Below are 26,988 nucleotides of genomic sequence, written 5' to 3'. Positions count from 1 at the left end.
TCATTCCTCCTTGAGGGGTCGGGCCAGAAGGTGCGTCATTGCCTCTTGCGGCGTCAAGCGTCGATCGACAAGCGCCGTTACGCATGTGGTAATGGGCATATCCAGCCGCAATTCCGTTGCGAGGGCCTGCACAGCACGGGCGGTGGCCACTCCTTCGACGGTGACGGCCGGGTCGAACTCTTCACCGCGACCAAGGCTGAGCCCGAGCCGGTAGTTGCGTGATTGTTCCGAAGTACAGGTCAGTGCCAAGTCGCCGAAGCCACTGAGCCCCGCCATGGTTTCCGGCTCTGCCCCGCGCGCGACGGCCACACGTTGCATTTCGGCATAGCCGCGCGTCATCAAGGCGGCGCGGGCGCTTTCACCCATCTTGGCCCCCATGGCCGTGCCGCAGGCAATGGCCACGACATTCTTTAATGCACCGCCAAGTTCCGCGCCTACCGTGTCGGTGCTGCGGTATAGCCTGAGATTGGCGGTAGTCAGTTCGCGCTGCAACTCCTCGCCACAGTCGGCATCGGAACAGGCAAGCGTGAGCGCGGTTGGCAATCCGCGTGCAATGTCATGCGCAAAGCTCGGCCCGGTCAAAAGTGCGTGCTGCGCATCTGGAACGGTTTGCTGCATCACCGCAACAGGACCTAGCCCGGTTTCAAGCTCAATACCTTTGCAGCAGGCGACAAGGATCTTGTCGTGAAGCGCGGCGGAGTAGGTTTGCAAGACATGACGCAGAGTCTGCATCGGGACGGCCAAGAGGATGATCCGTGATCGCGCAGCGTCATCCATCTCTGCCGTGGCCGTCAGCGCGTCCGGCAGGACGACGCCGGGCAGCCGGTCTTCGTTCCGGCGAGTTTCCTTGATCTTGGAAATCTGCTGTGACGACCTCGCCCACACGGTTACAGGGCCCTTGGAAGCGAGAGAAACAGCGACCGCCGTGCCAAAGGCGCCAGCGCCCATCACCGTGATGCTCATGCCTTGGCCCCCTTCTTGCCGCTGCCAAGCAGGGCAGGGCTTTGTTGATCCAAAGGCCAACGCGGTCTGGCACTCATGTCCATGCCATCCTGTTTGCCTGCCCGAAAACGTTCAAGCCCGGCATAGGCGATCATCGCGGCGTTATCCGTGCACAGAGAGAGCGGAGGGGCGACAAACCGTGCGCCGAATTCCCGGGCGACGTGTTCGAGTTCCGCGCGAATTGTTCCGTTCGCGGCAACCCCGCCCGCTACGGCAATAAGTGGGTCTGCGGGAGCGCTCTCCATGTAAATGTTCATGGCACGATGACTCTTTGCGGAAAGGACATCGGTAACGGCCTGCTGGAACCCGGCACATAGATCTGCACGATCCTGGCGTGTCAGACCGCCTTTTTCGGCAACGATCTGATCCCGCAATCGCATGAGTGCAGTCTTGAGGCCCGAAAAAGAGAGGTTGCAGTCGGCGCGGTCCAGAAGCGGCCGTGGAAAGGTATACCGGTCGGCCACGCCATTGCGGGCTTCGTTTTCGACGGACGGGCCACCGGGTTGGGGAAGACCCAAGAGGCGTGCCGTCTTGTCGAAAGCTTCGCCCGGCGCGTCGTCGATGGTTCCGCCGAGGCGAGAGAAATCCTCTGCCCCGTTGACCAACAGGAACTGGCAGTGTCCGCCGGAGACGAGAAGCATCAGGTAGGGAAACGCGACCTCGTCGGTCAATCCGGGTGTCAGCGCATGCCCGGCCAAGTGATTCACCCCGATCAACGGAATCCCGGTTGCCGCAGCAATCCCCTTGGCACACATGACACCTGACAGAACGCCGCCGATCAAACCGGGCCCCGCGGTGACGGCGATGGCATCGATTTCGCTTAAGGTCACGTTTGCCTTCTCAAGAGCCTCGGCAATGCACAGATCGAGCTTCTCGGCATGGGCGCGTGCAGCGATTTCAGGCACTACACCGCCGAAACTGGCGTGCAGATCCGCCTGGCCTGCCACTATCGAGGACAGGATCTCGGGCCGGTTCGTCCCGGACTGGCGCAAAACGGCTGCGGCGGTGTCGTCGCAACTGCTTTCAATTCCGAGTATGGTTAGGGTTTGCGCCATGGCCTCCAGCCGTTGCATGATGTGGTCGACAGCGGGTAGCATTCTGCGCGCTCGCGAACAATCCCACGGACCGAGGCCCGGCAGCCGTTGCATTTGTTGATGACACGACCCCAGCTCGCGTCCGAGCGTTTCCTGGCCCAGCTGCCGCAGGATGTTCAGGCACAGGTGACGGCGGTTCATTCGCCGCTTCTGGATATCAGGCCGACAGACACCGCTATCGAACTCGACGATATTCGCGGCCTTGTGTTCACCTCGATCAACGGCGTCGCCATTGCGTCTCATCGCATCGATGAGCGAAATCTGCCTGTCTTTTGCGTTGGAGAGGCAACGACCGCCGCCGCCGAACGTGCCGGTTGGCAGGCGCGCTTTTCCGGTGAAAGTTCCGAAGCACTGATCGCGACGCTGCTGGAGGAACGGCCCGCCTCGCCCCTGTTGCACCTGCGTGGGGAACACAGCCGCGGAAACCTTGCCGAAACGCTTACCCAGCTTGGCCTGTCTGTCAGCGAAGCGATCATATACGAACAACAACTTCTACCTTTTACCGAAGACGCGCTGGCGGCGCTTGACAGTGAAACGCCGGTATTGGCCCCCTTGTTCTCGCCGCGCACAGCGCGACAATTTGCCGACCTGCACAAGGGGCGCGCACCGCTTTTTCTGGCCGCGCTCAGCGACGCAGTGGCAAAACCGCTTGAAACCTTGCCCTTCGAACGGCTTAAGGTCGCCAAGCGGCCAGATGCGGAGGCCATGGCGCGCACGGTCGAGAAGATGATCCGCCGCGCCATACGGGTTGAGGGGAAATGACCTGCGGACTAGTGTTTAGACGCGGCTTGTAATCAAGAATTCCAGAATCAAAGGGGATCGCACCGGTGGCTGACAAAAAAGACAAGGATCTGGACCAAAGCGCCAATCCCGAGCCGGAGACGATTGAGGGTGTGGCGGAACCGGTCGACTCATCGCTCGGGGCCGAACCGGACAATGCACCCGAAGAGGCCCCTGATGCCGAAGGCGAGACCGATCCAAAACCGGAGCTCGAAGTTGATCAGGACGCAGATCATGAAGAGCGGTTGACCATCGAACCGCACGACCCGCGAACTGAAACCTGGAACACCGACACCGTGCGTGAAGAAGAGGCGCCCGAAGAACCTGCCGCTGCCGTCCCGGTTCCACAAGAAACGGTTATCGTCGAAAAACGCAGTGGGTTTTTACCGGCGCTTGTTGGCGGCATTCTTGCCGCAGGTCTTGGCTTCGTCGCTGGGAAATCACAGGTTGTCGACCCCTACCTGCCCGAAGCCTGGCGTAGCGGACAGGGGACTGAGGCGGTAGCCGAGCTTGAGGCCCGTCTGGCGGAGCAGGGAACCACGATCTCGGAGCTACGGGACGCGATAGCCGCAGTTGCGACACCTGATACTTCTGCACTGGAAAGCAGGGTATCGGAGTTGTCCGGAGCTCTCGACTCACTGCCGGGCGAGATAGAGGCCCAGGCTGCGCAGATGTCCGGTATTGCCGACAGCATCGGCCAATTTGAAACGCGTCTGTCCGATCTCGAGAAACGCCCGATCGCAGAAGGCATTTCCGAGGATGCCATCGCCGCCTACGAGGCCGAGATCGCCAAGCTGCGCGACAGCATTGCCAGCCAGCGGAGCGAAGTCGAGGCGATGGTAGAGGAAGCAAGGCAGATGGAGGTCAAAGCGGCCGCTGACGCCCAATCCGCCGCCAACCGCGCTGCCGCTGCCCGCCTGCGCGACAAGGTGACGTCGGGAACCGCATATGCCGACTCGTTGGGAGAGTTGAGCAATGCCGGCGTCGACATCCCCGATCCGCTCCCCGCGCATGCAGACACGGGCGTTGCGTCCATGGCGGCGCTGCGTGACGCGTGGGATCCTGCTGCGCGCGCGGCACTCGCAACGGCCCGAAACACAGACCGTGGGACCGGCTTTCGCGCGTTCCTCGAACGCCAGACCGGCGCGCGCTCGGTCGTTCCGCGTGATGGGGACGACCCTGATGCGGTCTTGTCGCGGGCGCAGGCAAACCTTACCCGAGGGGATATTGGCATGACGCTCGAACAGATCGACGCCCTGCCGGATACCGCGAAAGAGGCGCTTGCGGACTGGACCGCAATGGCCCGCATTCGTATCGAGACCGTGGCTGCCGCCGACGCGCTCGTCCAAAGCCTGAACTCGAACTGAAGGACCGCACATGCTCTGGTCATTGCTCAAGATCCTCGTCTATGTCGCGATCATCGGCCTGTTGGCGCTGGGCGCGGCATTCTTGATGGAAACCAGTGGCGGAGTTCAGGTCACCGTCGCGGGAATGGAATACACGTTGGGACCGCTGCAATCGGTCATCGCGTTTCTCATACTGGTCCTTGCCGTCTGGCTGTTCTTCAAGCTGCTGACACTACTGATCGCCACGCTGCGTTTTCTCAACGGCGATGAAACCGCGATCTCTCGCTATTTCGACAGGGGTCGTGAAAAACGCGGCTACCAGGCGCTTGCCGACAGCTTCATGGCCCTGGCCTCGGGCGAGGGCCGGATCGCCATGTCCAAAGCGCACAAGGCAGAAAAGCTGCTCAACAAGCCGGAATTGACGACGCTGCTGGTCGCTCAGGCTGCCGAGATGACGGGCGACACCAAGCGTGCCAGCGAAGCCTACAAGAAGCTGTTGAGCCAGCCGCAAACCCGCTTTGTCGGAACGCGCGGCATCATGAAGCAGCGACTTGCCGAAGGAGATGACGAAACCGCGCGGAAGCTGGCCGAAAAGGCCCTGGCCATGCGGCCTAAGCACGAAGAAACGCAGGATGTCCTGCTCAAGCTGCAGACCAAGGCGCAAGATTGGGCCGGCGCGCGCTCGACGCTCTCGGCCAAGCTGAAGTCCGGTAGCTTGCCACGGGATGTCTACAAGCGGCGCGATGCGATCCTGGCCCTTTCCGAGGCAAAGGAAGTCCTGAACGAAGCCAATACCATCGAGGCCCAAGAGCGCGCCATCGAGGCCAACCGGCTGTCGCCTGACTTGGTCCCTGCCGCGGTGATGTCGGCGCGCGCACATCTTGCGAAGGGTAAACCGCGGTATGCCACGCGTATCTTGCGCAAGGCATGGGAGGTTCAGCCGCATCCCGATCTCGCCCATGCCTTTGCCGAGATCGAGCCGGACGAAACGCCTCACGCCCGGATCAAGAGATTCGGTGTGCTGTCGCGGATGCATCCGCAAAATCCCGAAACCCGTCTCATGATGGCCGAATTGAACATCGTGGCCGAAGACTTCCCTGAAGCGCGCCGGGCCTTGGGTGACTTGGTCGAGACCGGAGGCGATGCGCGGGCCTACACGCTGATGGCGGCGATCGAGCGTGGCGAGGGATCGTCCGACGCGGTTGTCCAGGGATGGCTTGCCAAGGCGTTGAATGCTCCTCGCGGTCCGCGTTGGGTTTGTGACAATTGCCACCATATCCATTCCGACTGGCGCCCCGTTTGCGAAAACTGCAACAGCTTCGATACCTTGAGCTGGAGAACACCAGAGACACCAGAGATTGCCTCGGCAACAGGCGTGTCCATGCTGCCCTTGATCGTTGGTGCGTTGGACCGGCCCCAGACCACCCCGGAGCCGCAGGAAAGCGAAGAGTTGGCTCAGTTCAAGGAAGAGCCGGTTGAAAACGAGGCGTCCGAAGCGCCAGACGAGAGCGAGATCGTTGCCCCGGGTGAAACCAGTTCGATGACGCCCCCGGAAACTATCGATGCAGAGAAGAGACCGGAAACGGATCGCCCATCGGCGTGATCCATCAATACCGGGCGGGCATTCGGTGATCGCGCATGAACCGTGAGAAGGTGTTCGTTTGCCATCCTCGGTTTCGGTTCTGTACTCCGGTTTCCGAGGCATATGAAGCTGTCATGCGAGGCGTCGAGACCGGCGCCTCACTCATTCTCGATCAGTCCTCTGATACGGCCGTAAAGCTGTCACACGAGGCGCATCAATGGCTTTACTGTCAGAGTTCGGGCAGCAGCGGGGCGCCCAAAACCGTCCGCCGAACGCCGACGAGTTGGCGGTCGAGCTTTGATGTCTCGGCTCAACTATTCTCCATTGGCCCAAGCGACGTCTACGCGACTTTGGGTGCCATGGGGCATTCTTTGACGCTCTATGCTACGCTTGAGGCGGTCGAGCTTGGAGCCGGCCTGTGTCCCTTGGGTGGGTCGGGGCCGCGCGTTCAAGTTCAAGGTCTGCGCCGTTTCGGCGTCACCGTCCTTTATGCCACGCCGTCGCAACTGCGGTTGCTGTTGCGCGGTGCCTTGGCCGAACGGATCGAAAAGCTGTCGCTTCGGCTCGTCCTTGTCGGTGGAGGCAAGCTCGACATGGACCTGCGGCGCGGTTTGCAGACTCTTTGTCCCGATGCCGAAATTCGCGAGTTCTTTGGTGCGTCCGAGACCAGTTTCATCACTCTGTCGGATGAAGCGACACCGCCCGGCTCGGTCGGGCGTGGTTATCCCGGAGTTGAAGTATTAGTGGAGGCCGAGCCCGGTCGAAAAGGCGAGATCTGGGTCCGCAGCCCCTACCTGTTCGATGGATACGCCAATGGCGAAAGTGCTGACACGCATTGGCGCGACGGGTTCCTGAGCATCGGTGAGATCGGGCATCTGGATGCCCAGGGTTATCTCTATTTGCATGGCCGCAAGTCCCGCATGGTCACCGTGGCCGACCAAAACGTGTTTCCAGAAAAGATCGAAGCGATCGTGTCCTCTTTGTCCGATGGAAACGCCTGCGCCGTTGTTGCAATGCCAGAGCCACTGCGTGGCAACAGTCTTGCATGCGTGGTGGAAAGCGAGTCCGCTCCCGAGCCGATTTTGCGCCAGCAGATCCGAAACACGCTCGGTCCCGCTGCGGTACCGCGAACCTTTCATGTTGTAAGCCATTTACCGCTCTTGCCAGCGGGCAAGCCGGATCTGAAGGCGATCACGGATATGCTGGCCGATTTGAAATGATGTGTTCGGTCATCATCGCGGCACGGCGCAGCCCGGTCGCGCCCCGGGGTGGAGCCCTTTCACGTCTGGAGATCCACGACCTGGCCCGTCCGGTCCTCGACGCACTTCTCTCGGACGTGGATGTCAGCCCTGATACCATCGGCGAACTGGTTGTATCGAATGCGCTTGGCGCAGGCGGAAATCCCGCAAGATCGATTGCGCTCGCTGCTGGTTGGCCTCAACGGATCGGCGGTCTCAGTATCGATCGGCAGTGTGTCGGTGGTCTCGATGCTCTTCTACTGGCCGATGCGATGATCCGATCCGGTCAACAGGAACTGGTGGTCGCCGGTGGGGTCGAAAGCTACTCGCGCCGGCCTTTGCGGTTCCGAACCTTTGCGGATGGGCGTGACCCGGAACCATATGATCAGGCGCGGTTTACTCCGTGGCCGGACCGCGATCCGGATATGGCGGACGCAGCGAATCTGCTCGCTGGGGAACTGGGAATCGCCAAAGGGACACAAGATGCTTGGGCGCGCGACAGCCATGCCAAGGCGCTGCAGGCAGGCCTCTTGCCGGAGGTTGTCCCGATGTCCGGGCTTGAGCGGGACAGTTTCACGCGTGCGCTAACCGATGCGCATTGCCGGCGGGCACCAGTCGTCTCAGGCGAAATAACAGCCGCGAACATGGCCGTCGCGGCGGATGGTGCAGCGTTTGTCCTGATGGCGTCGGATCGCTGGGCGAGGGATCATGGTTTCGGTGGTGTTGAGCTTGTCGCAGGAAAGAGTCTCGGCGGGCGCCCGGATATGCCCGGAATCGCTCCTGTCGATGCGATCAGGCGTGTGTTGAGCGGTGCCGGACTATCCTCTCAGGATGTGCAACACGCCGAAATCATGGAGGCGTTCGCCGTCCAAGCCATCGCCTGCCAAGTGGGGGCAGACCTGCCTGTCGATATCGTCAACCCGCAAGGCGGGGCGCTGGCGCGTGGCCATCCGGTTGGCGCCTCGGGCGCGATCCTTGCCACGCGTCTGTTTCACGCGTTGAACGCGGCACCCGGTTTTGGCCTTGCGGCGATTGCCGCCGCAGGTGGCTTGGGTACCGCGCTCTTGCTGCGGGGCCGTTAGGTTGCGCGGGACAAAACGCTGGAGGGGCGCGCGCGAACCAACGCCGAGGTCAGCATACCGGCAATCGCCGCCTTGAGCAGGTCACCGGGAATGAATGCCGTCACCAGTGCCGCCGCCTCCACCAGCGTTTTGTCGAGCATGATCGACATGCCTACAATACCAAAGGCATAAAGAACACCGATCCCGCCGATTACGGCGGCAAGCCCGGCAACCAGGGTAACCGGCGCGCCACGCCACCGTTCCACGATCCAGCCGGTGACGAAGGCGGCAGCCGGCCAACCGATCAGGAACCCGGCCGAAGGTGTCGCGAAGACACCAAGCCCTCCACGACCGCCCGAAAGCAAGGGCAGCCCGATCGCGACCAGTAACAGGAACAACAGGACCGAAAGCGCTCCGCGACGCGCGCCAAGGATCGTGCCGCACAACATGACGCCCAGACTTTGAGCCGTGATCGGTACGCCAAAGCCCAAAGTGATCTTGGGAATAAGGCCCAAAGCGGCAATCAGGGCCGTGAAGAGCGCGATCAGCGCAACGTTCTTTTCCATGTATCAGTCCTTGATCGAAGTGAAGCCGCCCCGCGCCTGCAGCGCCTCGGCGACCTGCTCTGCGTCATCCAGAGCGAGTAGAGTGAAGGGCAGCACGATCCGCCAGCCCGGGCGACGCCGGGACCGAGCCCGCCACGCATCTGCCAGAGTTTCGCCCTTGAGCACAAGTACGGGAGTCAGCCGGATCACCAGGGCGATGGATAGTTCCAGAACCCTTGGTTGCAGCCCGATCCGGCGCAACGGGTGGGTCAGATAATGTACGACGTCGATCATGTCGCTTAGCCGTGTCGTCATCGTCACGAGATTGGCCAGCAGAACTGCCGACACGAGGCGAAGGAGGATCACCGCGCCGGCGATGATTTCGCCGGTCCACAGATGCCAGAGTGACACGATTACGAGGAACGGCCAGAGTAGGCGCAATGGTTTCAGCGCTGCTATCAGAAAGCTCCGGCCGGGGAGCATCAGCACGATCAGGACACCGCAAAAAATGGCTAGCTGTGCCCAGAGGTTCTGAACAATGAACAGGATCAGCGTTGCAAGACACAAGGCACCAAGCTTGACGCCAGCAGGCCAGGTATGCGCGCGGGTTTTAACGGGAGAGGTCAGAGATATCATCGCGCTCTCCCTGTCTGTGCATTTCCGAGATGTATCGCGGCAGAACGTCTGCAGTGGCTCCGGCCAGTGCAACCTGCCCGGCGTCCAGCCAGATCGTCTGGTCATAAGTCTCGAGGTCGGTCGGATCGTGTGTTACGTGCACGATCTGGCCCTCGTACTGGGCAAGATACCGGTGAAGCTGTTGCCGCGTTGGGATATCCAGCCCCGAAAACGGCTCGTCCAGAAGAATGGTTCGTGGTTTCATCGCCGCTACGGCCATCAAGCACACAAGGTGTTTCTGACCTTGCGACAGGGCATTGGTTTGTGCTTCGGCCCAATGTGCCTTGCCGAATTGATCCAGTACCGATCTTGCGAGATCCTCTGCCGCGGTCTTCCCATTGCCTTGCTGCCGTGGGCCAAAGGCGATCTCTTCGATAACCGTTGGAAAAATGATCTGATGATCCGGATTCTGGAACAGAATTCCGACCTCGCGCAAAGCAGCGCGGCGGTCGCGTGCCAGATCATGCCCCCCCAGCCGAACAATACCCGCGGTTGGCACAATCAGACCGGCTAGAAGCCGAATGAGCGTGGACTTGCCCGAACCATTTCGTCCCACGATCCCGATACGCCAAGCGTCGGCCCTGACGTCAAGTCCGCGTAGAACCTCCTTGCCTTCGATCTCGTGCCGCAGATCCTTCATCTCGAGCACGGGCGCCGATGGCGTTGCACCATTGTACAGGCTTCGGTCCATCTTCATCGTGCTCGACACGTTCCAATCTGCTGCACGTCCGTCGCGGATCGCGTGGCACAGGCTCTTACACTGTGCGGTAGGCAGACTAAAGCGGATTCCAGACTGTCGTGCAGGTCAAGAACCGGGAGGATTCTTTGCACTGGAGCTCTCGTTGTCTAGGGAAGGGGTGGTTCGGGAACTCAATGTAATCACCGTGCGCAGATGGTCTTGTCATCGGCGGTTGATAGAGGGTCAGACACTGAACCGGCCAACCGACCGAGGCGAACTCCGCGAAGAGGCGGTCAGGTTTTACATCAAGAAGCGTGAAAGCTAACGTCGTGGTCTGAGACAAGACAAAGATCCTGTTGATGTCAGACCGGAGCAGGGACGAAACACCCACTGAGTTGCGTATCGTGGTGACGCCTTACTTCAACGTGGCCGCAACGATGTCGTTTCTGGATCCGTTTCGCGCGGCCAATTACCTTGAAGGCATGGCATTGTTCCGCTGGCAGATCGTGTCCGAAAAGGGGGGATTGGTCAGCGCCAGCAATGGGACGGATATCGCTACGATCGCCTTCGCCGATGCCGCGATGGCTAAGGCCGATATCCTGTTCGTTTCCTCGAGTTGGGAACCTGAAGCATATTTGTCGCCGATGTTGCGTGCAACACTCAGGCAAGCGGACAAGCGGCAGACGCTGATCGGCGGGATCGACACGGGGGCCTTCATCCTTGCCCATGCCGGGCTTCTCGAGGGGTACACGGCGACGGTCCACTACGAACACATAGATGCGTTTCAGGAATTGTTTCCCAACACTGCCGTCAGCGAGGCGCTTTGGGTGATCGACAGGCGTCGCGTTACGTGTTGCGGCGGGTCGGCGACGCTCGACCTTGCGCTGCACATGATCCAGCAATCCCACGGCAGTGCGCTGGCCAACGCAACAGCACGTTATGTCTTTGCTCCGCCATTGCGAAATCATGGTGCCACCCAGTTGCCGGAGCAGGCAGAGCCTTTGGGGAATTCCGTTCCAACGGCGGTTCGTGCGGCCATCCGGGTGATGGAGGCAAATCTTGAAACGCCGCTTTCCATTTCCGCGTTGTGCGAGGAGGTTGGTCTTTCGCATCGTCAGCTTGACCGGCTGTTTGCACAATGCGTCCGGAAAACGCCTGCGCTCTACTATCGCGATATCCGGCTTGACCGAGCGCGCGGCTTTGTCACGCAAACAGCTATGCCCATGTCAGAAATCGCCTTTGCCAGTGGCTTCTCAAGCCAGGTCCATTTCAGCCGAGCCTACAAGGACCGGTTTGGCCTGCCGCCCAGCAAGGACCGGATCCAAGGACGCATCCCCTTCGAATTCCGAGCTTGGCCAATGCACCGTGCGCCCAAAGGCAAGGCCGATTAAGTCGTTTCGGCGGCTATTTGTGTATAGTCTAGCGCGGTGATCCGGAAAAGAATCAAGACAGCAGATCCTGATTCTCGTTGGGAGGATTCCATATGCCTCAGTTTCCAGATGAGCGTGCCTTCAAGGCCATCCGGGAAGGGTTTGATCCCGATCCAGCGCGCGCCATGTCCTTGCGCAAAGAAGCCTATGTCGGAGCGGACTGGTTCGCAGTCGACCGCGCCGGCATTCTGGCCAAGTCCTGGCAATGGGTTTGCCACGTCGAAAAACTGCGTACCCCGGGCGCCTATGTAACTGCGCAGATCGCTGGCAACCCAATTGCAGTTGTTCGTGACCGGGAAGGGGTATTGCGCGCCTTCTACAATGTCTGCAAGCACCGTGCACATGAACTTCTCAACGGCGAAGGTGAGACCACGCGCATAATGTGTCCCTATCATGCTTGGGTTTACAAGCTTGACGGTCAACTGGTGCGCGCACCCGAGACGGATCACCTCGAAGACTTCGTCGTGCGGGACATTTGCCTGGATCAGGTTCAGGTCACGGAATTCGCGGGTTTCGTTTTCGTCAATCTCGATCCTCAAGCGGAGCCGCTCTCGGTTCAATCCGGTGATCTGGAGACCGAAATCCGCCATTGGGCGCCGGACATCGAGCAACTAACCTTCGGCAGCCGTCTCACCTACGACATCCGGTCGAACTGGAAGAACGTCGTCGACAACTTTCTTGAGTGCTATCACTGCCCGACCGCGCACAAGGATTTCTGCGATCTTGTTGACATGGATACCTACAAGGTCACGACCTACGGTATCTATTCCAGCCATATGGCCGACGCGGGAAAGAACGCCAACTCGGCCTATGATGTGTCGAATGCGACGGTGCGCACCCATGCGGTCTGGTGGCTATGGCCCACAACCTGCCTGATGCGGTACCCGGGCCGCTCCAGCATGATCGTCCTTAACATCATTCCCGTTGGGCCTGATCGCACCTTGGAAACCTATGATTTCTTTCTTGAGACAGCCGAACCCGACGCGATGGAACTGGACGCCATGCGTTATCTTGACGAGGTTTTGCAGGTCGAAGACATCAACCTTGTCGAAAGCGTGCAGCGGGGTATGGAAACCCCGGCATTCACGCAGGGGCGCATCGTCTCGGATCCGACAGGATCGGGCAAATCCGAACATGCCGTGCACCATTTCCATGGGCTTGTGCTTGATGCGTATGCAAGGGCTGCGCCGTGACTTTGCGTTGTTCCGCCGGTACGCGCTGCATCAAGACGCTGCAGGTCTTCTGGGCAGATTCGAGTAAACTATCCCACAATCTTGCATCGCGCTTTTTCAACATGGCGGGAAAGGTCTTGGGCCGCGCTGCGGCGAAAGAAGACGTAGTGGCGGTTGCCACCAGTTTGCCCGTGGCCGCCGCCAGTTATCTTCGTTCAGAAATAGGAGAGGCTGCTTAATGGGCGTTCAGGAGGGTAAAGTCGCGCTTGTAACAGGCGGCCGTGGCGGCATTGGTCGCGCCATCGTGGACCGGTTGCAACGCGAAGGTGCTGCGGTTTATGCCGCCGATCTGAGCGAGGGCGGGTCACTCAACGATGCGGAGCGAGGTGGGAGCAACTTTGTTCGTCTAGATGTCACGTCGGAAAGCGATGTCATCGCGGCCATGCAGCAGGTGCAGAAAGATCAGGGCAAACTTGATATCCTTGTAAACGCGGCAGGAATCGAGATCGAAAAGACGATCGAGGACACAAGCCTTGAGGAGTGGAACCGCTCCTTCGCGGTGAATGTGACCGGCACTTTCCTGACGTCGAAATATGCCCTTCCGCTTATGCGCGCTGCTGCCAGCGGGGGGTCTTGTGCATCGCTCATCAACTTCGGGTCTTACGATGGGTTTATCGCAGACCCTGGACTGGCGGCCTATTGCGCGACGAAAGGTGCCGTGCATGCGCTGACCCGGGCAATGGCCTGCGATCACGGCCCCGAGGGAATTCGGGTCAATGCGATCTGCCCCGGTTACATCGATACGCCGATGCTCCAGAGCTTTTTCACCGGTGACGGCTCCGGCGGGGATGGCAAGACGATCGACCAACTGCAACAAGCCGTTCGCGACGTGCATCCGATGCGTTCCTATGGTACGCCCGAGGACATTGCGAACCTTGTGAACTGGCTTGCCAGTGACGAAGCGCGCTATGCCAGCGGACAGCTCTGGGTTCTGGACGGCGGATTGAGCGCACAAGTCCAGCAGATGAGACTATGAGCGAGCGATTTGCCGACATGCTGTCCGGCGGGCATCCGAACTCTCTTGGTCGCACGGTCGAGGTTGTTGAAACGGTCCTTGTCGAACCCGCCCGGATCGACGAGCTTTTCAACTGCTACCGCTCTTCGGATGAGGTCGTGCGCCTGAGAGTCTCGAACGCGTTGCGCCGGGTACAGGCAGAGCGGCCCGATCTGATCTTGCCATTGATGGACCAGTTGATCGACGAGATTGGAAATCTTGATCAGCCCTCTGCCCAATGGACGCTTCCCAAATTATTCGAGGGTGCACAGGCCGATCTGACGCCCAAGCAGGCCCTCGCGGCACTGACCTTGGTAAAGCGAAACCTCGCGCAGCACGATGATTGGATCGTGCTGAACAATTCGATTGAATACCTTGCACGTCTCGCACGAACAGACCCGGATCTTGCAGATTGGCTTCGCCCTCATCTGACGCGGTTGGCTTGTGACACGCGGAAATCGGTCGCGAAACGAGCAAGCAGGCATCTTGATGCGCTGAGCAGAGGATAACATGCCGAAATCTGTCATCATCACGTGTGCGCCTACCGGGGGCATCCATACCCCTTCGATGAGTCCACACTTGCCGATAACCCCTGCAGAAATTGCCGCCGCAAGTATCGAGGCGGCCGAAGCAGGAGCGTCCATAATTCACCTGCACGCCCGCCAACCGGAGACCGGCAAACCCGATCCGCGTCCGGAGTTGTTCCAGCAGTTTCTTCCAGTCATCAAGCAGGCCACGGATGCTGTCATCAACGTGTCGACGGGTGGGGGGCTGGGCATGAGCATGGACGAACGCATGCTTGCCGCCACGACAACCAGTCCGGAGATGGCGTCGCTCAATGTTGGTTCGTTGAATTTCGGCATCTTCCCGATGCTTCAGAAATACACAGAATTTCAGCACGACTGGGAACGCCCATTCCTCGAGATGACCGAGGATTTCATTTTTGCCAACACGTTTAAAACCATCCGATACGCGATAGAAAAACTTGGCGGAGACCATGGCACGCGTTTCGAGTTCGAATGCTACGATCTGGGTCACCTCTACAACGTCAAATGGTTTGTAGATCAGGGGCTGATCCAGCCGCCGTTCTTCATCCAGATGGTTTTCGGCATTCTGGGCGGTGTAGGTGCTGACCTGGACAACCTCATGCATATGCACACGATCGCCGACCGTCTTTTCGGGCCGGAGAACTACGAATGGTCGGTTCTGGCCGCCGGGCGCAACCAGATCCCGTTCGCGACGCAGTCCGCGCTTTTGGGCGGCAATCTGCGCGTTGGACTGGAAGACAGCCTTTTTATCGGCAAGGGCGAATTGGCGACGTCGAACGCCCAACAGGTGCTCAAGATCCGGGAAATTGTCGAGAACCTCGGTCTCGAAGTGGCCACGCCCGCAGAAGCACGGGAACGGCTGGCACTAAAAGGCGCGGATCGGGTGAATTTCTAACGGGTGGGTGAAACATGCAGACCAAGATGCTGATCAATGGTGAGTTGGTAGATGGAATGGGCGACGCTCTTGCCGTCCTTAACCCCGCCACAGGGCAAGAGATCGTTCAGATAGCCGAGGCCACCGCCGAACAGGTTCACGCCGCGGTACGCAGTTCGGAAGAGGCGTTCGAAGTTTACCGGCATACCCCGCCTGCCGGACGTGCGGCACTTCTGCTGCAGATCGCCGATATCGTCGAGGCCCACCAAGACGAGTTGGCTGAGCTTGAAAGCCTTGATGTCGGCAAGCCCTGGCCGTCGGCACGGGATGACGAGTTTCCCTTGACCATCGACACCTTCCGTTTCTTCGCGGGGGCGGCGCGAACCATGATGGGGTCGGCCGCCGGCGAATACGTTGCCGGGCACACCAGTATGATCCGCCGCGATCCGGTCGGACCGGTGGCGGCAATCGCGCCTTGGAATTATCCACTGATGATGGCGTCGTGGAAATTGGCCGCGCCGCTTGCTGCCGGGTGTACCGTCGTGCTCAAGCCGTCGGAAATCACCCCTTTGTCGACCTTGCGACTGGCAGAACTGCTGCAGGATGTGCTGCCCAAGGGTGTGCTGAATGTTATTCACGGTCGCGGCTGTTCGGTCGGCGACCAACTTATCAACAGCCCTCAAATGGAGGCGATAACCGTAACGGGGTCGCCCGCCACTGGAATGGCGGCAATGCGTGCGGCCAGCCAGCAGATTCGTCACGTGCATCTGGAGCTTGGCGGCAAGGCACCTGTCATCGTTTTCGATGACGCTGATCTAGACGCGGTGGCCGAAACCATCCGCTATGGTGGTTTCTTCAATTCCGGGCAAGACTGTGCGCAACCCTGTCGGGTGCTCGTGCAGGATGGATCTTATGACAAGCTGCTTGCAGCCGTCGAAGCACAGGTGAAGGGCATCCGGATCGGACCCCCCAAGGCGGATGGAACAGAGATGGGTCCGATCGTGTCATCGGCGCAGCGAGACCGCGTGGCGGCCTTCGTCGAACGTGCGCGTCCCAATTGCGAGATTGTCGCCGGGGGCAAGGCCGCCGAAGGTCCGGGGTTCTTCTACGAACCCACCGTCGTTGCGAATGTTGACAACAACGCTGAAATCGCTCGTGATGAAGTGTTCGGCCCGGTTGTTACGCTGTCGCGGTTTTCGGATGCAGACGAGGCGGTACAGGTGGCCAATTCCGGCCGATACGGGCTCGCCTCATCTGTCTGGACTTCGAACGTGGGTCAAGCCATGGCGATGACGTCGCGCCTGCGCTACGGATTTTCTTGGGTGAACACCCATGGTGTCGGCACGCCCGAGATGCCTTGGGCAGCGATGAAGGGCTCGGGCACGGGCTGCGACATGAGTGTCTACGCACTCGATGCGTACACGTCGATCCGTCACGTCATGGTGGCACATTGACTCGTCTGGCAAGCAAACGCGCCTTTGTCACCGGAGGGCGTCAGGGCATCGGGCGTGCGATTGTCGAGGCCTTCCTAAGGGAAGGCGCGGAGGTTGTAACCTGTGGCCGCGGCGATGCGCCCGAGGGCTTGCCGTGTTCTTGGTACAATCTGGATGTGAGCGATCCTGCGGCAGTGACTGCGGTGGCGGAGGCGATCGGTGCGTTGGACATATTGGTGAACAACGCCGGAGTGCAGGTGGAGAAGTCGATAACCGATAGCACAGACGCCGATTGGGAACTGGTTATCGGCGCGAATTGCCGGGGTGTGTTCAACTGCTGTCGTGCCTTTATTCCGACCATGCGGCCCGGTGCTTCCATCGTGAATATAGGCTCTATTTCGGGGCATGTGGCGGATCCGTCCATGGCGCTTTACAACGCGTCCAAGGCTTTCGTGCATGGGCTTACGCGTTCTGTGGCGGTCGATCACGGGCCGGACATCAGGTGCAATGCCATTTGCCCGGGTTGGATCAATACCGGGATGCTGGAGGCCGGGTTCGATCTGGCGGGTGATCCGATTGCTGCCAAACGTGATGCAATCGCGCGCCACCCCGTGCGCCGCTTTGGTCAACCGGGCGATATCGCGTCCATGGCGGTTTGGCTGGCCTCAGACGAGGCGGGCTTTGCGACCGGCCAACTCTTTACCGTCGATGGCGGCATGACGGCCGCATCGCCACTGAATCCCGGAGTGTTTTGATGTCTGACATACGCCATACGGCCGTTCTGGGTGCCGGCGTCATTGGATCCAGCTGGGCCGCACTTTTTCTCGCCGCGGGGCGGTCTGTTACCGTTTTTGATCCGGCGTCGGAGTCAGAGGCGAAGACGAGGGCGGCGGTCGAAAACGCGTGGCCGACACTGGTAGAACTGGGCCTTGCGGGCCGCGGAAATCCCGAGGCGCTGAGCTTTGCGCCGACGGCTGCCGAGGCTGTTGAGGGCGCCTCATTCATTCAGGAAAACGTGCCCGAGCGAGAAGCAATCAAACACGCCCTTTATGCTGAAATCGAACCGATGCTGAACGCGGATGCCATTGTATCAAGCTCCACGTCCGGCATGACGCTCGAGGCGCTGCAAGGTGGTTGGAATGATCCTGCACCGCTCATCCTTGGCCACCCGTTCAACCCGCCACATCTTATCCCTTTGGTTGAATTGACGGCCAATGATCGAACGGGGAGTGAAATTCTGGAGCGCACAGAGGCGTTTTACCATGACATCGGCAAGGTCACGATCCGGATCAGGAAAGGCATGCCCGGCCACGTAGCCAATCGGCTTCAAGCAGCAGTCTGGCGCGAAGCGGTTCACATGGCAGTCGAAGGGGTGGCCAGCGTCGAGGATATCGACAAGGCGATGTGGGCGGGGCCAGGGCTTAGATGGGCTGCAATGGGGCCCACGATGCTCTTCAATCTAGGCGCTGGAGAAGGCGGTTTGCGTGCGTTTTGCGACCATTTCCGTAACACCTTTAACGGTTGGTGGGACGGGTTGGGTCAACCTTACCTGACCGACGAGGTGATCGAAACGCTGGTTGAAGGCGTCCAGGAGGAGGCCAAGGGCAGGTCGCCGAAAGACCTCGCAGCGGAACGCGATGCTCTGATAATCGCCATGCAAAAGTCCCTCGCCGATTTGCGTATGAACTCGAAATCGTGAGACGTTGGCCGGCAAATCAGGTTCGCTGGTTGGGAAAGGACATCTTCGTGTCTGCTGAGTATACGGAAGATCCGGAGCATAGACCCTATGCAGGGACCAAGCGACAGGAGATGGACGGCGAGGATGCTATGAACGTGACAAGGGATTTCACCGAATTCCGATGCGCTGCATGAATTTGGTGGTGCCTCAAGAGGGAATTGAAAAGCCATATGGAAGAATCTCAGCTGGTTTCAGAAATCTTGTAAGCCCATAGTTTTCATTGGCTTGTATTTTCCTGCGAACTTCATTTTACCTCGACCTATCTCACCCAATACCATATCTAGGGGTGGACCAAAGGGTGGACCAGAATGGAGCAATGGTGCTGAGGAATAAGTTGAGTGCGCGGGGGCTGCCGGGGCTTGAAGCCGGCAAGCATTGCGACGGAGCAGGGCTCTGGCTTGTAAAAGGTGACAGAAAAAGCGGCAAATGGGTCTTGCGGGTAACTGTTAATGGTAAACGCCGTGAAATGGGATTGGGTCGGTGGCCAGATGTTACGTTGGCTGAGGCGCGCGAACATGCGGACGTAGCTCGCTACAGTGTACGAGAAGGGCGCGACCCAATCCGAGAGCGCCAGAAGCGAAGAAGAGAAGCCCAGCGCGATCTCCACCTGTTCAGAGACGTCGCACAGGATGCATTTGAAGCGCGTAAAGCGGAATTGCGTGGCGATGGTAAGGCAGGGCGATGGTTCGGGCCGCTCGAACTGCATGTACTGCCAAAACTTGGTCATGTGCCGATCGTGGAAATAACTCAGATCGATCTTCGTGACTGTCTCGCCCCGATTTGGCATGCGAAGGCTGAAACGGCAAAAAAGGCGTTGGCCCGAACGTCTATCTGTATGAAACACGCAGCCGCGCTGGGTATTGATGTCGACCTGCAAGCGCCAGAGAAAGCAAGAGCTCTGCTGGGGAAGCAACGACATTCGACCAGTAACATCCCCGCAATGCCTTGGGTCGAGGTACCTGCTTTCTACCAGAGCCTCGATGAGGGGACCGTGGCGCAGTTGGCTCTGCGGTTGCTTATCCTTACAGGCGTAAGGTCAAAGCCGGTGCGCTTTATGACCGAAAGCCAGATCGTGGGAGATATTTGGACCGTTCCGGCCGAAAACGTGAAAGGGCGTGAAGGGGCGACGTCCGATTTCCGTGTCCCACTGTCCTCAGAAGCGCTCAGCGTCGTAGCTCAGGCGCGTCGGCATGCCCGGGGCGGTTATCTGTTTCCTAGCGTACGCAAAGGCGTGATTTCGGATGCCACTATGTCCCGGCTAATGGAACGGCGCGGTCTTGAAGCTCGTCCGCATGGGTTTCGATCCAGCCTTAGGGTTTGGCTGGCCGAGGAAACCAATGCCAGACATGAGGTCGCTGAGACGATGCTTGGTCACGTTGTTGGAAGTTCAGTCGAACGTGCCTATCGCCGAACAGACTTTCTGGAACAACGTCGCCTTCTCCTAGAGCGCTGGGCGACACACGTCACTTGTAACCCGCAACGTGTGATCAGATTGGCAGAAGCATGAAGCCGATTAAACGCTATCTTCCATTGCGCGACGCCGACGGCGCTTGGATTGCCCGACCTGACCTTTTTGTGCTGGTTAGAATGGCAGTACAGGGGGATGACGACAACCAGCTGGTCTGGCAGGCTTATCGGCATATGACTGAACTCTGCGACAATAATTCAACCGAATTGAACGAGTTGGAGGCCTTACTGGAACGGAAATATGTTCGGGCGAACATGACCGAACGTCGTTACAGTGCAATGGTCGTTGTTGAATTGTTGAGACTTCACCTAAGCGACATGCCTCCCATTTTAGGGAGAGCGGTTCAGCTAGTGGCGCGCCATGTTCATCTTCATGAGCGCAAGACCACTGAAGTGAGTTCGCTGGTTGACCAATCACGGAAGAGCTTTGCAAGGTACCGAAGCACTTGCCATCTTGAGGCTGCTCTTCGCATCCACGGGGCATCCAAAACGTTTGAGAACGATCCCGAAGCGTTTCATCAGTTTCTCGCCGCTGCTAGAGCCATCGAGCTTTTCCTGGACAAAGTTTTTGCAAAACGTCCGATGACTTGGTCACCGTGGCGTGTGCCGGAGTATGTGCAGCCTAAGCTGTCAGGAACTATGACTCGATTGACAATTGAAGAGCGAGCGTTGGTGGCCTCAGCCTGAAGGCTGCTCCTTCGTATCTTCTTGGTTAGTTGTGGTAAAATGAAGTTCGCGTTGATCGAGGATAAACGCCGCGAGTCGGAACCAAGCTCGTCCGGGCTCTGACTTGTTTGCGGTCGGGAGATGATTTCGAAGTGCGGCATACGGCGCCTGTATCACTAGGCGCACAAGGGAAAGAGTTCTTGTGATTCTTGACGTGAGCCTGAAACAGCATTGCAGCGCGCTTTGACGGATCTATTTGCCGCCGATTGGCAGGCAAGGAGTGCATACGCAAGAGACTACACTCGTTTCAACTATTCGCCCCTCCTGAGTGAGAGGCGATACGACACCATCGGATAGGGGCGACTTCTTCTGGCACATACTGAAGCGCTCAAATGTGGGGTAGGTAACGCCTCTGCAGGTTATCGAGATGCTGCCTCAACCATGCTGGAGTCGATCCGTTCTCGCGCCAGAACCGCCACAGTTCCGGATAGCTCATTGCCTCGAACGCCGGTGATGATCCTGAAACGCGTGTCTTGAACTCCTGGATCTCATCACGATGGGTAGCGAACTCCGGGCTGACGTCCGGGTTCGCTGGTTCCCAGAACAGGTAGAGTAACGTCACAGGGCGGTTGTTGGAAAAGTTGTGAGCCAGGCCGAAAGCGTGCTTTATGAGCTGCGCAGCGTCGAGCCTGGTATAATGGCCCGGGCACTCCTGAAGGCGTTGCATCTCATGGAAGTAGCCTTGCTCGCGTCGCGTATCTTGGATCTGCTTGCCATAGGCCGGTGAGAACTTGGCCCTGTGCGCCGAGAGGTATTCAGTCAACTTGGATTCGATCGCGACAATTCCGTTCGGACCCGACAGAAGGATGTCTAAGTTGGGAGCTCGCCCTCCCCTCAGTCCGGTTGAACATTTTTGTTCGAACTGGAGCTCATCGAACGTGCCGTGCTCCTGGATCTTCAGATCGGTCATCTGTCGTCTGAACGGTGCGAAACAGTTCACAGCCAGTCCCGATGATGAGTGTGCTGCGCCGAATTTTGTGTTCAGTTCGTTACCGTCTCCGGCCGACAGGTCTGCCTCGAAATCCTCCGGAAACACCCCTGGCAGAAGAGTGTCACGAAAATCCGTAACATATCCTTTCGCGTCGATTGCGGTGTCAGGGTGCTGACGAGAGAACGCGTGTAACAGTGCTTCAACGGCCCGGATCTTCAGTGGTCGTTTTGATAGGGGTTTCTGGTTCATTGGAGCAGTATAGTGGTGACCGGCATGTTCGTATCCGCTTTTCTAGTGCGGACGACCTAAGGTGTGTTGCTTCAACGTTCTCCAAGTTGGGAGCGTTCTCTTGGTTCTCTGCATGGCGAGCCACGACCAAGATGACGCTGTCAGACGTCAGCACTTGCCTGGCAGAGTTTAGTGGCCGCCTCCAACGGTTTCTAAGCAATTGACATCGCTTCCGAGCCACGGCACGGTTCGAGCGTCCAGGATGCAAGATGTGTCGGGACGTTTCGATGTCGGCTCTTTGAGCTGGCAAAATTGTGTCTGGCTTTGGCCGGAGCAGCGGAACGACCGAAACATGTCTGTGTTGGAAGCTCCCTCTCCACATCGTCAGGCCCCGGAACTGTCGGGATGCGTCCCGCCTTGAAAGGAGCCTACTATGGGCAGAAAGAACACATCGAAAGCGTCTGGCGAACAATTCACCAAGCTCGTGCGCAAATTCACTGAAAGTCCCGCCTGGCGCGCTCTGACGCCCACCGCGCGATGCCTCTACCAAGAACTGAAATTCGAGTGGAAGGGCCCCAAGGCCAACAACAACGGGCATTTGTCGCTCAGCGTCAGGCAGGCTGCGGACAGGCTGGGCGTCTCTCCGCAAACCGCCGCCCGTGCCTTCCAGCACCTGCAGGAAAAGGGCTTCATCGTGGTGACCGAGATCGGGCACCCGGGCGTCCATGGTTGCGCCAGTGGCCACCGCTACGAGATCACCGAACTGCCGCTCCCTCAGGCTCGCGACGGTCGCCACTTGTATCGCGCCTGGCGCAAGGGCGAGGATTTTGAGGTGCTCAAGGCCAAGGCGCACAATCCTTCGGGGCGGAACGGGCAAACCAGAAGCCGTAGTGATAATTCGTCTTCGGATGTCACGCTGAGCATGACGAAAAAACCCGAGATGTCCTGAAATCCGGCACAGGCGACATCGGAAGTGACACGGATCAGGCCGTTTCCGCGCCTTTAACGTCCCACGGATGAGACAACCTTAACCTACCACCACCGGGGTCGAAAACTCTCAGGGAACAGAAGATCGGAAGCCCCTAAAGGAAGCACTCGATTGAAAAAGAATCAAAGGAAAATCAAACCATGAAGACTACCAAAGGAAGGGGTGGAAAGCGTCCCGGTGCCGGTCGCCCGAAGGGGTCGGGCGCCAAGGCCAGTCGCCTGGATCGGCAGAACATGATCCTGAAGCTCCGAGAACATGGCGAGCTCGCTTTGGACGTGCTCGTCGAAATCGCCCAGCATGGCGAATCCGAAAGCGCCCGGATCTCGGCCAGTACGCAGATACTGGACCGGGCCTATGGCCGCCCCGGCGCGATCCCGGACATGCGCGTCGACGAAGACGGGGAGCGCGAAGTTCGCAACGCCTTCGACGAATTTTTCAAGGACGTGACCCGCCAGAAGGCGTCGCCGGACATCGTCGCCACACGGCGCCCCCCGCCGGAGGAGAGCGCCGAGGCTGCTGCAAAGGCGGACCTGTTCGACGACAAGTCGAAACTGAACTAACCTTTCTCGACGGAAACAGGGGGCGGGAGACGTGTAGACATCAAATATCGAAACGTCTCCCGCCCCCTGTTTCACGAAACTAAGTAAAAAGCTCGCCACTATTACCGGCAAAAAAATCCATCGCTTCGGATGCATTGGTGCTAGTTGATTTAACCGATCTTGTTGACCGCACCTTACACGCGAAGCTGACCTAGCCCAATCGAGTGGTCCGATTTCAGGATTTGTGCATAACGGGTTCTTGCGCCGCGGCTGGCGTGGCAGGCGAAGCGGCTCTGGATGGCGGAGATGTCCACGAGACCGCTCCGGCGCTGGCGGCCCTATGACCCGGAGATGAGTGCGGGTGCTCGGTGTTGTAATGCTGACGCCAGCTCTCGATCACAATGTTCGCCTCGGCAAGGCTGTAAAAGTTCTCATCGTTGAGCAGCTCAGCGGCCTCACACGGTTGGTCTCCAGGCCACTACTCTCCTTGGGCCTCCGATAGCAGGTGAACCGTATCACAACGATCGCGCACACCGCTTCTACAACCGATTGGCCTTGCAATACCAATTCATTGCCCTGAAGCAGGTTCGCGACGATCTCCTCGGGCTTGTGCTTCTTCTCGGGCATTCCTTGATCCGCGATCTGGCTCGAAAGCCTAGTTAAGGGAAGAACCCTTTTCAGGGGGTAGGCCAACCGCTCTCTGTCCGTCGCCATCTACGGAGGTCCAGAGGATATGTCCGGTCTGGAGATAGATGCCGAAGACCTTCATCAAGAGGTCATCGTTGGCGCAGTCGATCTAAGCGAAGTTGACCCGGAGTCGATTGGCGGTGGTATGGGTACCGCCGAAGACGAGCCTGCCCGGGCTATTTGCGAAGCCGTCATCATTGAACGCGGATGGACATGTCATGCGCGCAACCAAAATTGGATAGGCCTTTGGGACCGGTCGGCCTTGCTCCGCTGACCAAGAAAAGCTGGGGAGGAGAAAAATTTTCTCCGGTTTGCAACGGCGCAGAAATCACTTCTTGATGCATCGGACATCACCAGAAGGAGGCACCGAGCCACATGACAACTGAACCGATTTCGCCCCGTTTCGATGTGGATCCCTTACTCACAGTCAAAGAAGCAGCAGTTATCCTGTCGATCAGCGTGCCGAGCTTTTGGCGTCGCGTGGCAGACGGATCAGTTCCCAAGCCGATCAAGCTCGGGGGCTCCTCTCGCTGGCCGCGTTCGGAAATTTTGGCCGTAATCGCTGATGCAAAAGCTCGTCGATGAAGCTCGCAGCGAGGCGACCCCCTGCGAATGTCATGTGCCACCTTGTCTTTTTCGCTGCGGCGAGGTCGCTTCTCGGGACGTCTCCGAGAAGCTCAGACCACAGAAAGTAGAGAGGGCTACGCGGAACGAAGCCGCTTACGCAGCAGCAACCCCAATGGCAGCCACCGCAAACCTCAAGTCACATGGGAAAACCCGCCTTGAGTAAACGGTCGCGCAGAGTTGCCATATTCTCCGAGTCCTTCAGGGGAACACGATTTAGGTCTTCGACACGGATCTCCGGTGAAGCAAACAGAGCGGCGTTGACAGCAGAAGTCGCATCTTCGTCGTGGCCTAGCGCGATGTGACTGGCCACTAGAAGAAAATGTGCGAAGAACCAACTCGGCCTGCGGTGTATTGCGCGCTCGGCCCATTCGATTGCGTTCTCGAAGCGACCCGCCATGTAATGCGCTAGCGCAAGTCCAGAGAAGCGGAAGAAAATGCTCGGGTCCAGGGGGTTGGAGCGGATTGCGACGTCCTGATTGGCAATAGCCTCATCTGACCGCCCCAAGATACCGAGCAAAGTGCCAAGGCTGCCATAGGCCAATGAACAATTCGGGTTCAGGGCGACGGCGCGTTCGAGGGCCGCCAGCGACTCCTCGTATTTCAACAGACCCCAACAACTAATCCCCAATGCCCAGTGCGCGTATTCATTGCGGTCGTCCAACTGGGTGGCGCGCCGTGCCAGCGCATAAGCAGTTTCCATGGTCGGTTTGACGTCGGGCACAAAGCCCATGATCGCGATGTGGTGATTGATCAGCGAGAGCACCATGTTCGCCTCTGCACTCTCCGGATCAAGCGCCAATGCGCGTTCCAGAAGGGTCTTGGCGTGCGCATAGCTTTCCGGCGTAAAGTCATAAAGCAAATGCCAAGACCGCATTGTCAGCTCCCAGACCGTCAGGTCGGGGCGGGACGTACGTTCAACCGGCTCGGGGATGGTGCTTAGATGAACGGTGGTCTGAATCGAGGCCACCACATTGCTGGTGATCTCATCTTGCAAGTCGAATACATCCTCAAGCTGCCCGTCATAGCGCTCGGACCACAGATGCCCGCCTGTCGCGCCATCGATCAACTGCGCCGTGACCCGCACCCGGTCGCCGGAACGCCTGACGCTACCCTCCAGCACAAACCGGACGCCGAGGTCTTTTGCCACGCGCCGGACATCAACGCTCGACCCTTTGTAGGTAAAGGTCGTGTTCCGCGCGATAATGAACAGCCAGAGAGATCGCGACAGGGCAGTGATGATGTCGTCGCTTATCCCATCTGAGAAGTATTCCTGTTCCGGATCGCCTGACATGTTCTCAAAGGCCAGAACAGCAATGGAAGGTTTCTCTGGATGTGTCGGAAACGCACCGTCCGGATCGCCCATGGTGCTGTCTGCTGCGCCAAGCCTGTCGCGCAGGTCCAGTTTCGATGACACGCCCAGTTTCCGATAGATAGTCGCCAGATGCGTCCGCACCGTGGACGGCGCAAGACACAGACGGTCCGCGATCTGCTGATTGCTTTCGCCACCGGCATAGTTTTGCGCGATTTGGCTTTCGCGATGACTGAGCCGGGTCACCTCCGGAGACTCTTCGGTCATGGAGCAACCTGTTGTATGGCTCTGATCATGCGCGCATTTTCCAACGCGATCACGCTTTGAGCGGCGAACATCTGAGCAAGCCGTGTGGTGTCATCGGAAAACGGGCGCACGGTTTGTCTGTAAAGCACGAAGGCACCGACGAGTTTGTCCGCCGCCAGCATCGGGATGGCGACAAAGGAACGTGCGCCGCCAAGATCGACTGTCGCGATGCGCAATGGGTCGTCGCTCTTGTAGATGTCTTCGGACCTGACATCGAAAATGTTTATCGTGTCATGCTGCGCATCCATCCGACCAAGGCCTGTTTGAGGGCTGACGGTGAACCAGCCCTGCTCGTCAAACCAGGTTTTGAAGACTGGCGGGATCCCAAGGGCAAAGGTCGCGTGAAATCTGCGGTTTTGCCCGTATTCGAACATGACCCCAAACTCCGCGTCGCAAAGATCCAACGCGTAGGCCAAAATCTCCTGCATCACAGCATCCAGGTCGCCCTGCGCGGCGCTGATGATCCGCAAGACCTCGCTCAGTGCTTTTTCACGGCTGATGGCTTCTTCCAGGCTCAGCGCCAATTCTGACACAACCATTGCCAGTTCCGATGGGCTGCGGGGCTCTGGCGCTTCGCCTTTCAGCCGGGTCGCCAACTCCAGTTTGGATGACACTTCCAGTTTGCGATAGATCGTTGCCAGATGGGTGCGGACGGTGCTGGGGGCGATGCACAAGGTGTGGGCGATCGACTGATAGGTCTGTCCACTGGCATACGCCTGGGCGATCTGCACTTCCCTTTGGCTAAGATCGGTCCGCTCTGACACCTGTGAACTCTCCATAAAATGAAGGCTTGGATGAAGTGTGAGGAGAACGCTTTCAATAAGCAATCCTGCAAATGCAGTAGTTTGAATACTGCAGGCGGACGCCCAATTTTACCGCATCTGCACGATACCCGGTGTCCCTGAAATGGACCTAGGATGATTCCATAA

The 26,988-nt window shown here is 58.8% G+C and carries 26 protein-coding genes and 1 pseudogene; 18 read left to right on the top strand and 9 right to left on the bottom strand.

The annotated features are described in order from the left end of the window. The gene (locus tag ACFORG_RS06330) at positions 1 to 963 is read right to left on the bottom strand and encodes an NAD(P)H-dependent glycerol-3-phosphate dehydrogenase (protein WP_386734539.1); all 963 of its coding nucleotides are present in this window, start codon (positions 961 to 963) and stop codon (positions 1 to 3) included. After that, the gene (tsaD, locus tag ACFORG_RS06325; protein WP_386734733.1) at positions 960 to 2,057 is read right to left on the bottom strand and encodes a tRNA (adenosine(37)-N6)-threonylcarbamoyltransferase complex transferase subunit TsaD; all 1,098 of its coding nucleotides are present in this window, start codon (positions 2,055 to 2,057) and stop codon (positions 960 to 962) included. The genes ACFORG_RS06330 and tsaD overlap by 4 nt, the downstream gene beginning before the upstream one ends. Before the next feature lie 99 nt (positions 2,058 to 2,156). Here tsaD and ACFORG_RS06320 point away from each other — a divergent pair, with 99 nt between their 5' ends. The 5 genes from ACFORG_RS06320 to ACFORG_RS06300 all read left to right on the top strand — a co-directional run bounded on the left by ACFORG_RS06320 (position 2,157) and on the right by ACFORG_RS06300 (position 8,124). Beyond that, positions 2,157 to 2,858 carry a uroporphyrinogen-III synthase gene (locus ACFORG_RS06320; protein WP_386734538.1) on the top strand — a complete coding sequence of 234 codons (702 nt, stop codon included), beginning with the start codon at positions 2,157 to 2,159 and terminating at the stop codon, positions 2,856 to 2,858. A 65-nt stretch (positions 2,859 to 2,923) separates the two neighbouring features. After that, a complete protein-coding gene (locus ACFORG_RS06315; protein WP_386734537.1) occupies positions 2,924 to 4,243 on the top strand; it encodes a COG4223 family protein in 1,320 nt (439 codons plus the stop codon). Between the two features lie 10 nt (positions 4,244 to 4,253). Beyond that, positions 4,254 to 5,825: a heme biosynthesis protein HemY gene (locus ACFORG_RS06310; protein ID WP_386734536.1), complete on the top strand. Its 1,572-nt coding sequence runs from the start codon at positions 4,254 to 4,256 to the stop codon at positions 5,823 to 5,825. A gap of 35 nt (positions 5,826 to 5,860) precedes the next feature. Next, a complete protein-coding gene (locus ACFORG_RS06305; RefSeq protein WP_386734535.1) occupies positions 5,861 to 7,024 on the top strand; it encodes an AMP-binding protein in 1,164 nt (387 codons plus the stop codon). Beyond that, positions 7,024 to 8,124 (top strand): thiolase family protein, encoded by a 1,101-nt coding sequence (locus tag ACFORG_RS06300; RefSeq protein ID WP_386734534.1) that lies wholly within the window; start codon positions 7,024 to 7,026, stop codon positions 8,122 to 8,124. Before ACFORG_RS06305 ends, ACFORG_RS06300 begins: the two co-directional genes overlap by 1 nt. Here the strand turns inward: ACFORG_RS06300 and ACFORG_RS06295 are convergent. From ACFORG_RS06295 to ACFORG_RS06285, 3 genes are read right to left on the bottom strand one after another with little or no spacing between them, the layout of a single operon-like run. After that, on the bottom strand, positions 8,121 to 8,669 hold the full coding sequence (locus tag ACFORG_RS06295) for a biotin transporter BioY (protein WP_386734533.1): 549 nt from the start codon (positions 8,667 to 8,669) through the stop codon (positions 8,121 to 8,123). The genes ACFORG_RS06300 and ACFORG_RS06295 overlap by 4 nt on opposite strands. Positions 8,670 to 8,672: 3 nt before the next feature. After that, positions 8,673 to 9,284, bottom strand: a complete 612-nt coding sequence (locus ACFORG_RS06290) for an energy-coupling factor transporter transmembrane component T family protein (RefSeq protein WP_386734532.1) — start codon at positions 9,282 to 9,284, stop codon at positions 8,673 to 8,675. Continuing rightward, entirely contained in the window at positions 9,259 to 10,014 is a 756-nt protein-coding gene (locus tag ACFORG_RS06285) for an energy-coupling factor ABC transporter ATP-binding protein (RefSeq protein ID WP_386734531.1), read from the bottom strand. Before ACFORG_RS06285 ends, ACFORG_RS06290 begins: the two co-directional genes overlap by 26 nt. A gap of 347 nt (positions 10,015 to 10,361) precedes the next feature. Here ACFORG_RS06285 and ACFORG_RS06280 point away from each other — a divergent pair, with 347 nt between their 5' ends. The 10 genes from ACFORG_RS06280 (at position 10,362) to ACFORG_RS06235 (ending at position 20,405) form a co-directional block, all read left to right on the top strand. Continuing rightward, positions 10,362 to 11,393: a GlxA family transcriptional regulator gene (locus ACFORG_RS06280; protein WP_386734530.1), complete on the top strand. Its 1,032-nt coding sequence runs from the start codon at positions 10,362 to 10,364 to the stop codon at positions 11,391 to 11,393. Positions 11,394 to 11,485: 92 nt separating this feature from the next. Beyond that, complete coding sequence (locus ACFORG_RS06275) at positions 11,486 to 12,625, top strand: aromatic ring-hydroxylating oxygenase subunit alpha (RefSeq protein WP_386734529.1); 1,140 nt, start codon at positions 11,486 to 11,488, stop codon at positions 12,623 to 12,625. Positions 12,626 to 12,842: 217 nt separating this feature from the next. Continuing rightward, positions 12,843 to 13,640, top strand: a complete 798-nt coding sequence (locus ACFORG_RS06270) for an SDR family NAD(P)-dependent oxidoreductase (RefSeq protein WP_386734528.1) — start codon at positions 12,843 to 12,845, stop codon at positions 13,638 to 13,640. Next, a complete protein-coding gene (locus ACFORG_RS06265; protein ID WP_386734527.1) occupies positions 13,637 to 14,167 on the top strand; it encodes a hypothetical protein in 531 nt (176 codons plus the stop codon). The genes ACFORG_RS06270 and ACFORG_RS06265 overlap by 4 nt, the downstream gene beginning before the upstream one ends. A 1-nt stretch (position 14,168) precedes the next feature. Continuing rightward, positions 14,169 to 15,101 (top strand): BKACE family enzyme, encoded by a 933-nt coding sequence (locus tag ACFORG_RS06260; RefSeq protein ID WP_386734525.1) that lies wholly within the window; start codon positions 14,169 to 14,171, stop codon positions 15,099 to 15,101. Positions 15,102 to 15,115: 14 nt separating this feature from the next. Continuing rightward, positions 15,116 to 16,534: an aminobutyraldehyde dehydrogenase gene (locus ACFORG_RS06255; RefSeq protein WP_386734524.1), complete on the top strand. Its 1,419-nt coding sequence runs from the start codon at positions 15,116 to 15,118 to the stop codon at positions 16,532 to 16,534. Next, positions 16,531 to 17,268, top strand: a complete 738-nt coding sequence (locus ACFORG_RS06250; protein ID WP_386734523.1) for an SDR family NAD(P)-dependent oxidoreductase — start codon at positions 16,531 to 16,533, stop codon at positions 17,266 to 17,268. Before ACFORG_RS06255 ends, ACFORG_RS06250 begins: the two co-directional genes overlap by 4 nt. Next, on the top strand, positions 17,268 to 18,212 hold the full coding sequence (locus ACFORG_RS06245) for a 3-hydroxyacyl-CoA dehydrogenase NAD-binding domain-containing protein (protein WP_386734522.1): 945 nt from the start codon (positions 17,268 to 17,270) through the stop codon (positions 18,210 to 18,212). The genes ACFORG_RS06250 and ACFORG_RS06245 overlap by 1 nt, the downstream gene beginning before the upstream one ends. A gap of 355 nt (positions 18,213 to 18,567) precedes the next feature. Beyond that, entirely contained in the window at positions 18,568 to 19,758 is a 1,191-nt protein-coding gene (locus ACFORG_RS06240; protein WP_386734732.1) for a tyrosine-type recombinase/integrase, read from the top strand. Then, the gene (locus ACFORG_RS06235) at positions 19,755 to 20,405 is read left to right on the top strand and encodes a hypothetical protein (protein WP_386734521.1); all 651 of its coding nucleotides are present in this window, start codon (positions 19,755 to 19,757) and stop codon (positions 20,403 to 20,405) included. The genes ACFORG_RS06240 and ACFORG_RS06235 overlap by 4 nt, the downstream gene beginning before the upstream one ends. Positions 20,406 to 20,772: 367 nt before the next feature. On the opposite strand, the gene ACFORG_RS06230 is transcribed toward ACFORG_RS06235, so the two are convergent. Then, positions 20,773 to 21,624, bottom strand: a complete 852-nt coding sequence (locus ACFORG_RS06230) for a PGN_0703 family putative restriction endonuclease (protein WP_386734520.1) — start codon at positions 21,622 to 21,624, stop codon at positions 20,773 to 20,775. A gap of 412 nt (positions 21,625 to 22,036) precedes the next feature. On the opposite strand from ACFORG_RS06230, the gene ACFORG_RS06225 reads away from it, so the two are divergent. Together ACFORG_RS06225 and ACFORG_RS06220 are read left to right on the top strand one after the other, a co-directional pair. Beyond that, positions 22,037 to 22,552: a MarR family transcriptional regulator gene (locus ACFORG_RS06225; RefSeq protein WP_386734519.1), complete on the top strand. Its 516-nt coding sequence runs from the start codon at positions 22,037 to 22,039 to the stop codon at positions 22,550 to 22,552. Positions 22,553 to 22,731: 179 nt separating this feature from the next. Then, the gene (locus tag ACFORG_RS06220) at positions 22,732 to 23,151 is read left to right on the top strand and encodes a hypothetical protein (RefSeq protein ID WP_386734518.1); all 420 of its coding nucleotides are present in this window, start codon (positions 22,732 to 22,734) and stop codon (positions 23,149 to 23,151) included. A gap of 214 nt (positions 23,152 to 23,365) precedes the next feature. On the opposite strand, the pseudogene ACFORG_RS06215 reads toward ACFORG_RS06220, so the two are convergent. Next, positions 23,366 to 23,578 (bottom strand): annotated as a pseudogene (locus ACFORG_RS06215) (integrase core domain-containing protein); the annotation flags it as partial. Positions 23,579 to 24,192: 614 nt separating this feature from the next. On the opposite strand from ACFORG_RS06215, the gene ACFORG_RS06210 reads away from it, so the two are divergent. Then, positions 24,193 to 24,402: a helix-turn-helix transcriptional regulator gene (locus ACFORG_RS06210; RefSeq protein ID WP_386734517.1), complete on the top strand. Its 210-nt coding sequence runs from the start codon at positions 24,193 to 24,195 to the stop codon at positions 24,400 to 24,402. A 178-nt stretch (positions 24,403 to 24,580) separates the two neighbouring features. Here the strand turns inward: ACFORG_RS06210 and ACFORG_RS06205 are convergent, their stop codons facing one another. Both ACFORG_RS06205 and ACFORG_RS06200 read right to left on the bottom strand, forming a co-directional pair. Then, a complete protein-coding gene (locus tag ACFORG_RS06205) occupies positions 24,581 to 26,020 on the bottom strand; it encodes a LuxR C-terminal-related transcriptional regulator (protein WP_386734516.1) in 1,440 nt (479 codons plus the stop codon). Beyond that, positions 26,017 to 26,886 (bottom strand): LuxR C-terminal-related transcriptional regulator, encoded by an 870-nt coding sequence (locus tag ACFORG_RS06200; protein ID WP_386734515.1) that lies wholly within the window; start codon positions 26,884 to 26,886, stop codon positions 26,017 to 26,019. The genes ACFORG_RS06205 and ACFORG_RS06200 overlap by 4 nt, the downstream gene beginning before the upstream one ends. Between the last annotated feature and the right edge of the window lie 102 nt (positions 26,887 to 26,988).

Source organism: Lutimaribacter marinistellae, from assembly GCF_042648365.1.
Taxonomy (GTDB): domain Bacteria; phylum Pseudomonadota; class Alphaproteobacteria; order Rhodobacterales; family Rhodobacteraceae; genus Lutimaribacter_A; species Lutimaribacter_A marinistellae.
This window is presented reverse-complemented; position numbering and strand designations above follow the sequence as displayed.

Bases quoted from the DNA above. Each gene is read 5' to 3' on its own strand.
- ACFORG_RS06275 (WP_386734529.1), top strand. From the start codon at position 11,486: ATGCCTCAGTTTCCAGATGAGCGTGCCTTCAAGGCCATCCGGGAAGGG.
- ACFORG_RS06310 (WP_386734536.1), top strand. From the start codon at position 4,254: ATGCTCTGGTCATTGCTCAAGATCCTCGTCTATGTCGCGATCATCGGC.
- ACFORG_RS06210 (WP_386734517.1), top strand. From the start codon at position 24,193: ATGACAACTGAACCGATTTCGCCCCGTTTCGATGTGGATCCCTTACTC.
- ACFORG_RS06330 (WP_386734539.1), bottom strand. From the start codon at position 963: ATGAGCATCACGGTGATGGGCGCTGGCGCCTTTGGCACGGCGGTCGCT.
- ACFORG_RS06225 (WP_386734519.1), top strand. From the start codon at position 22,037: ATGGGCAGAAAGAACACATCGAAAGCGTCTGGCGAACAATTCACCAAG.
- ACFORG_RS06205 (WP_386734516.1), bottom strand. From the start codon at position 26,020: ATGACCGAAGAGTCTCCGGAGGTGACCCGGCTCAGTCATCGCGAAAGC.
- ACFORG_RS06255 (WP_386734524.1), top strand. From the start codon at position 15,116: ATGCAGACCAAGATGCTGATCAATGGTGAGTTGGTAGATGGAATGGGC.
- ACFORG_RS06220 (WP_386734518.1), top strand. From the start codon at position 22,732: ATGAAGACTACCAAAGGAAGGGGTGGAAAGCGTCCCGGTGCCGGTCGC.
- ACFORG_RS06300 (WP_386734534.1), top strand. From the start codon at position 7,024: ATGTGTTCGGTCATCATCGCGGCACGGCGCAGCCCGGTCGCGCCCCGG.
- ACFORG_RS06260 (WP_386734525.1), top strand. From the start codon at position 14,169: ATGCCGAAATCTGTCATCATCACGTGTGCGCCTACCGGGGGCATCCAT.
- ACFORG_RS06235 (WP_386734521.1), top strand. From the start codon at position 19,755: ATGAAGCCGATTAAACGCTATCTTCCATTGCGCGACGCCGACGGCGCT.
- ACFORG_RS06265 (WP_386734527.1), top strand. From the start codon at position 13,637: ATGAGCGAGCGATTTGCCGACATGCTGTCCGGCGGGCATCCGAACTCT.
- ACFORG_RS06285 (WP_386734531.1), bottom strand. From the start codon at position 10,014: ATGGACCGAAGCCTGTACAATGGTGCAACGCCATCGGCGCCCGTGCTC.
- ACFORG_RS06240 (WP_386734732.1), top strand. From the start codon at position 18,568: ATGGTGCTGAGGAATAAGTTGAGTGCGCGGGGGCTGCCGGGGCTTGAA.
- ACFORG_RS06280 (WP_386734530.1), top strand. From the start codon at position 10,362: ATGTCAGACCGGAGCAGGGACGAAACACCCACTGAGTTGCGTATCGTG.
- ACFORG_RS06270 (WP_386734528.1), top strand. From the start codon at position 12,843: ATGGGCGTTCAGGAGGGTAAAGTCGCGCTTGTAACAGGCGGCCGTGGC.
- ACFORG_RS06320 (WP_386734538.1), top strand. From the start codon at position 2,157: ATGACACGACCCCAGCTCGCGTCCGAGCGTTTCCTGGCCCAGCTGCCG.
- ACFORG_RS06290 (WP_386734532.1), bottom strand. From the start codon at position 9,284: ATGATATCTCTGACCTCTCCCGTTAAAACCCGCGCGCATACCTGGCCT.
- ACFORG_RS06295 (WP_386734533.1), bottom strand. From the start codon at position 8,669: ATGGAAAAGAACGTTGCGCTGATCGCGCTCTTCACGGCCCTGATTGCC.
- ACFORG_RS06305 (WP_386734535.1), top strand. From the start codon at position 5,861: ATGAACCGTGAGAAGGTGTTCGTTTGCCATCCTCGGTTTCGGTTCTGT.
- ACFORG_RS06230 (WP_386734520.1), bottom strand. From the start codon at position 21,624: ATGAACCAGAAACCCCTATCAAAACGACCACTGAAGATCCGGGCCGTT.
- tsaD (WP_386734733.1), bottom strand. From the start codon at position 2,057: ATGGCGCAAACCCTAACCATACTCGGAATTGAAAGCAGTTGCGACGAC.
- ACFORG_RS06245 (WP_386734522.1), top strand. From the start codon at position 17,268: ATGTCTGACATACGCCATACGGCCGTTCTGGGTGCCGGCGTCATTGGA.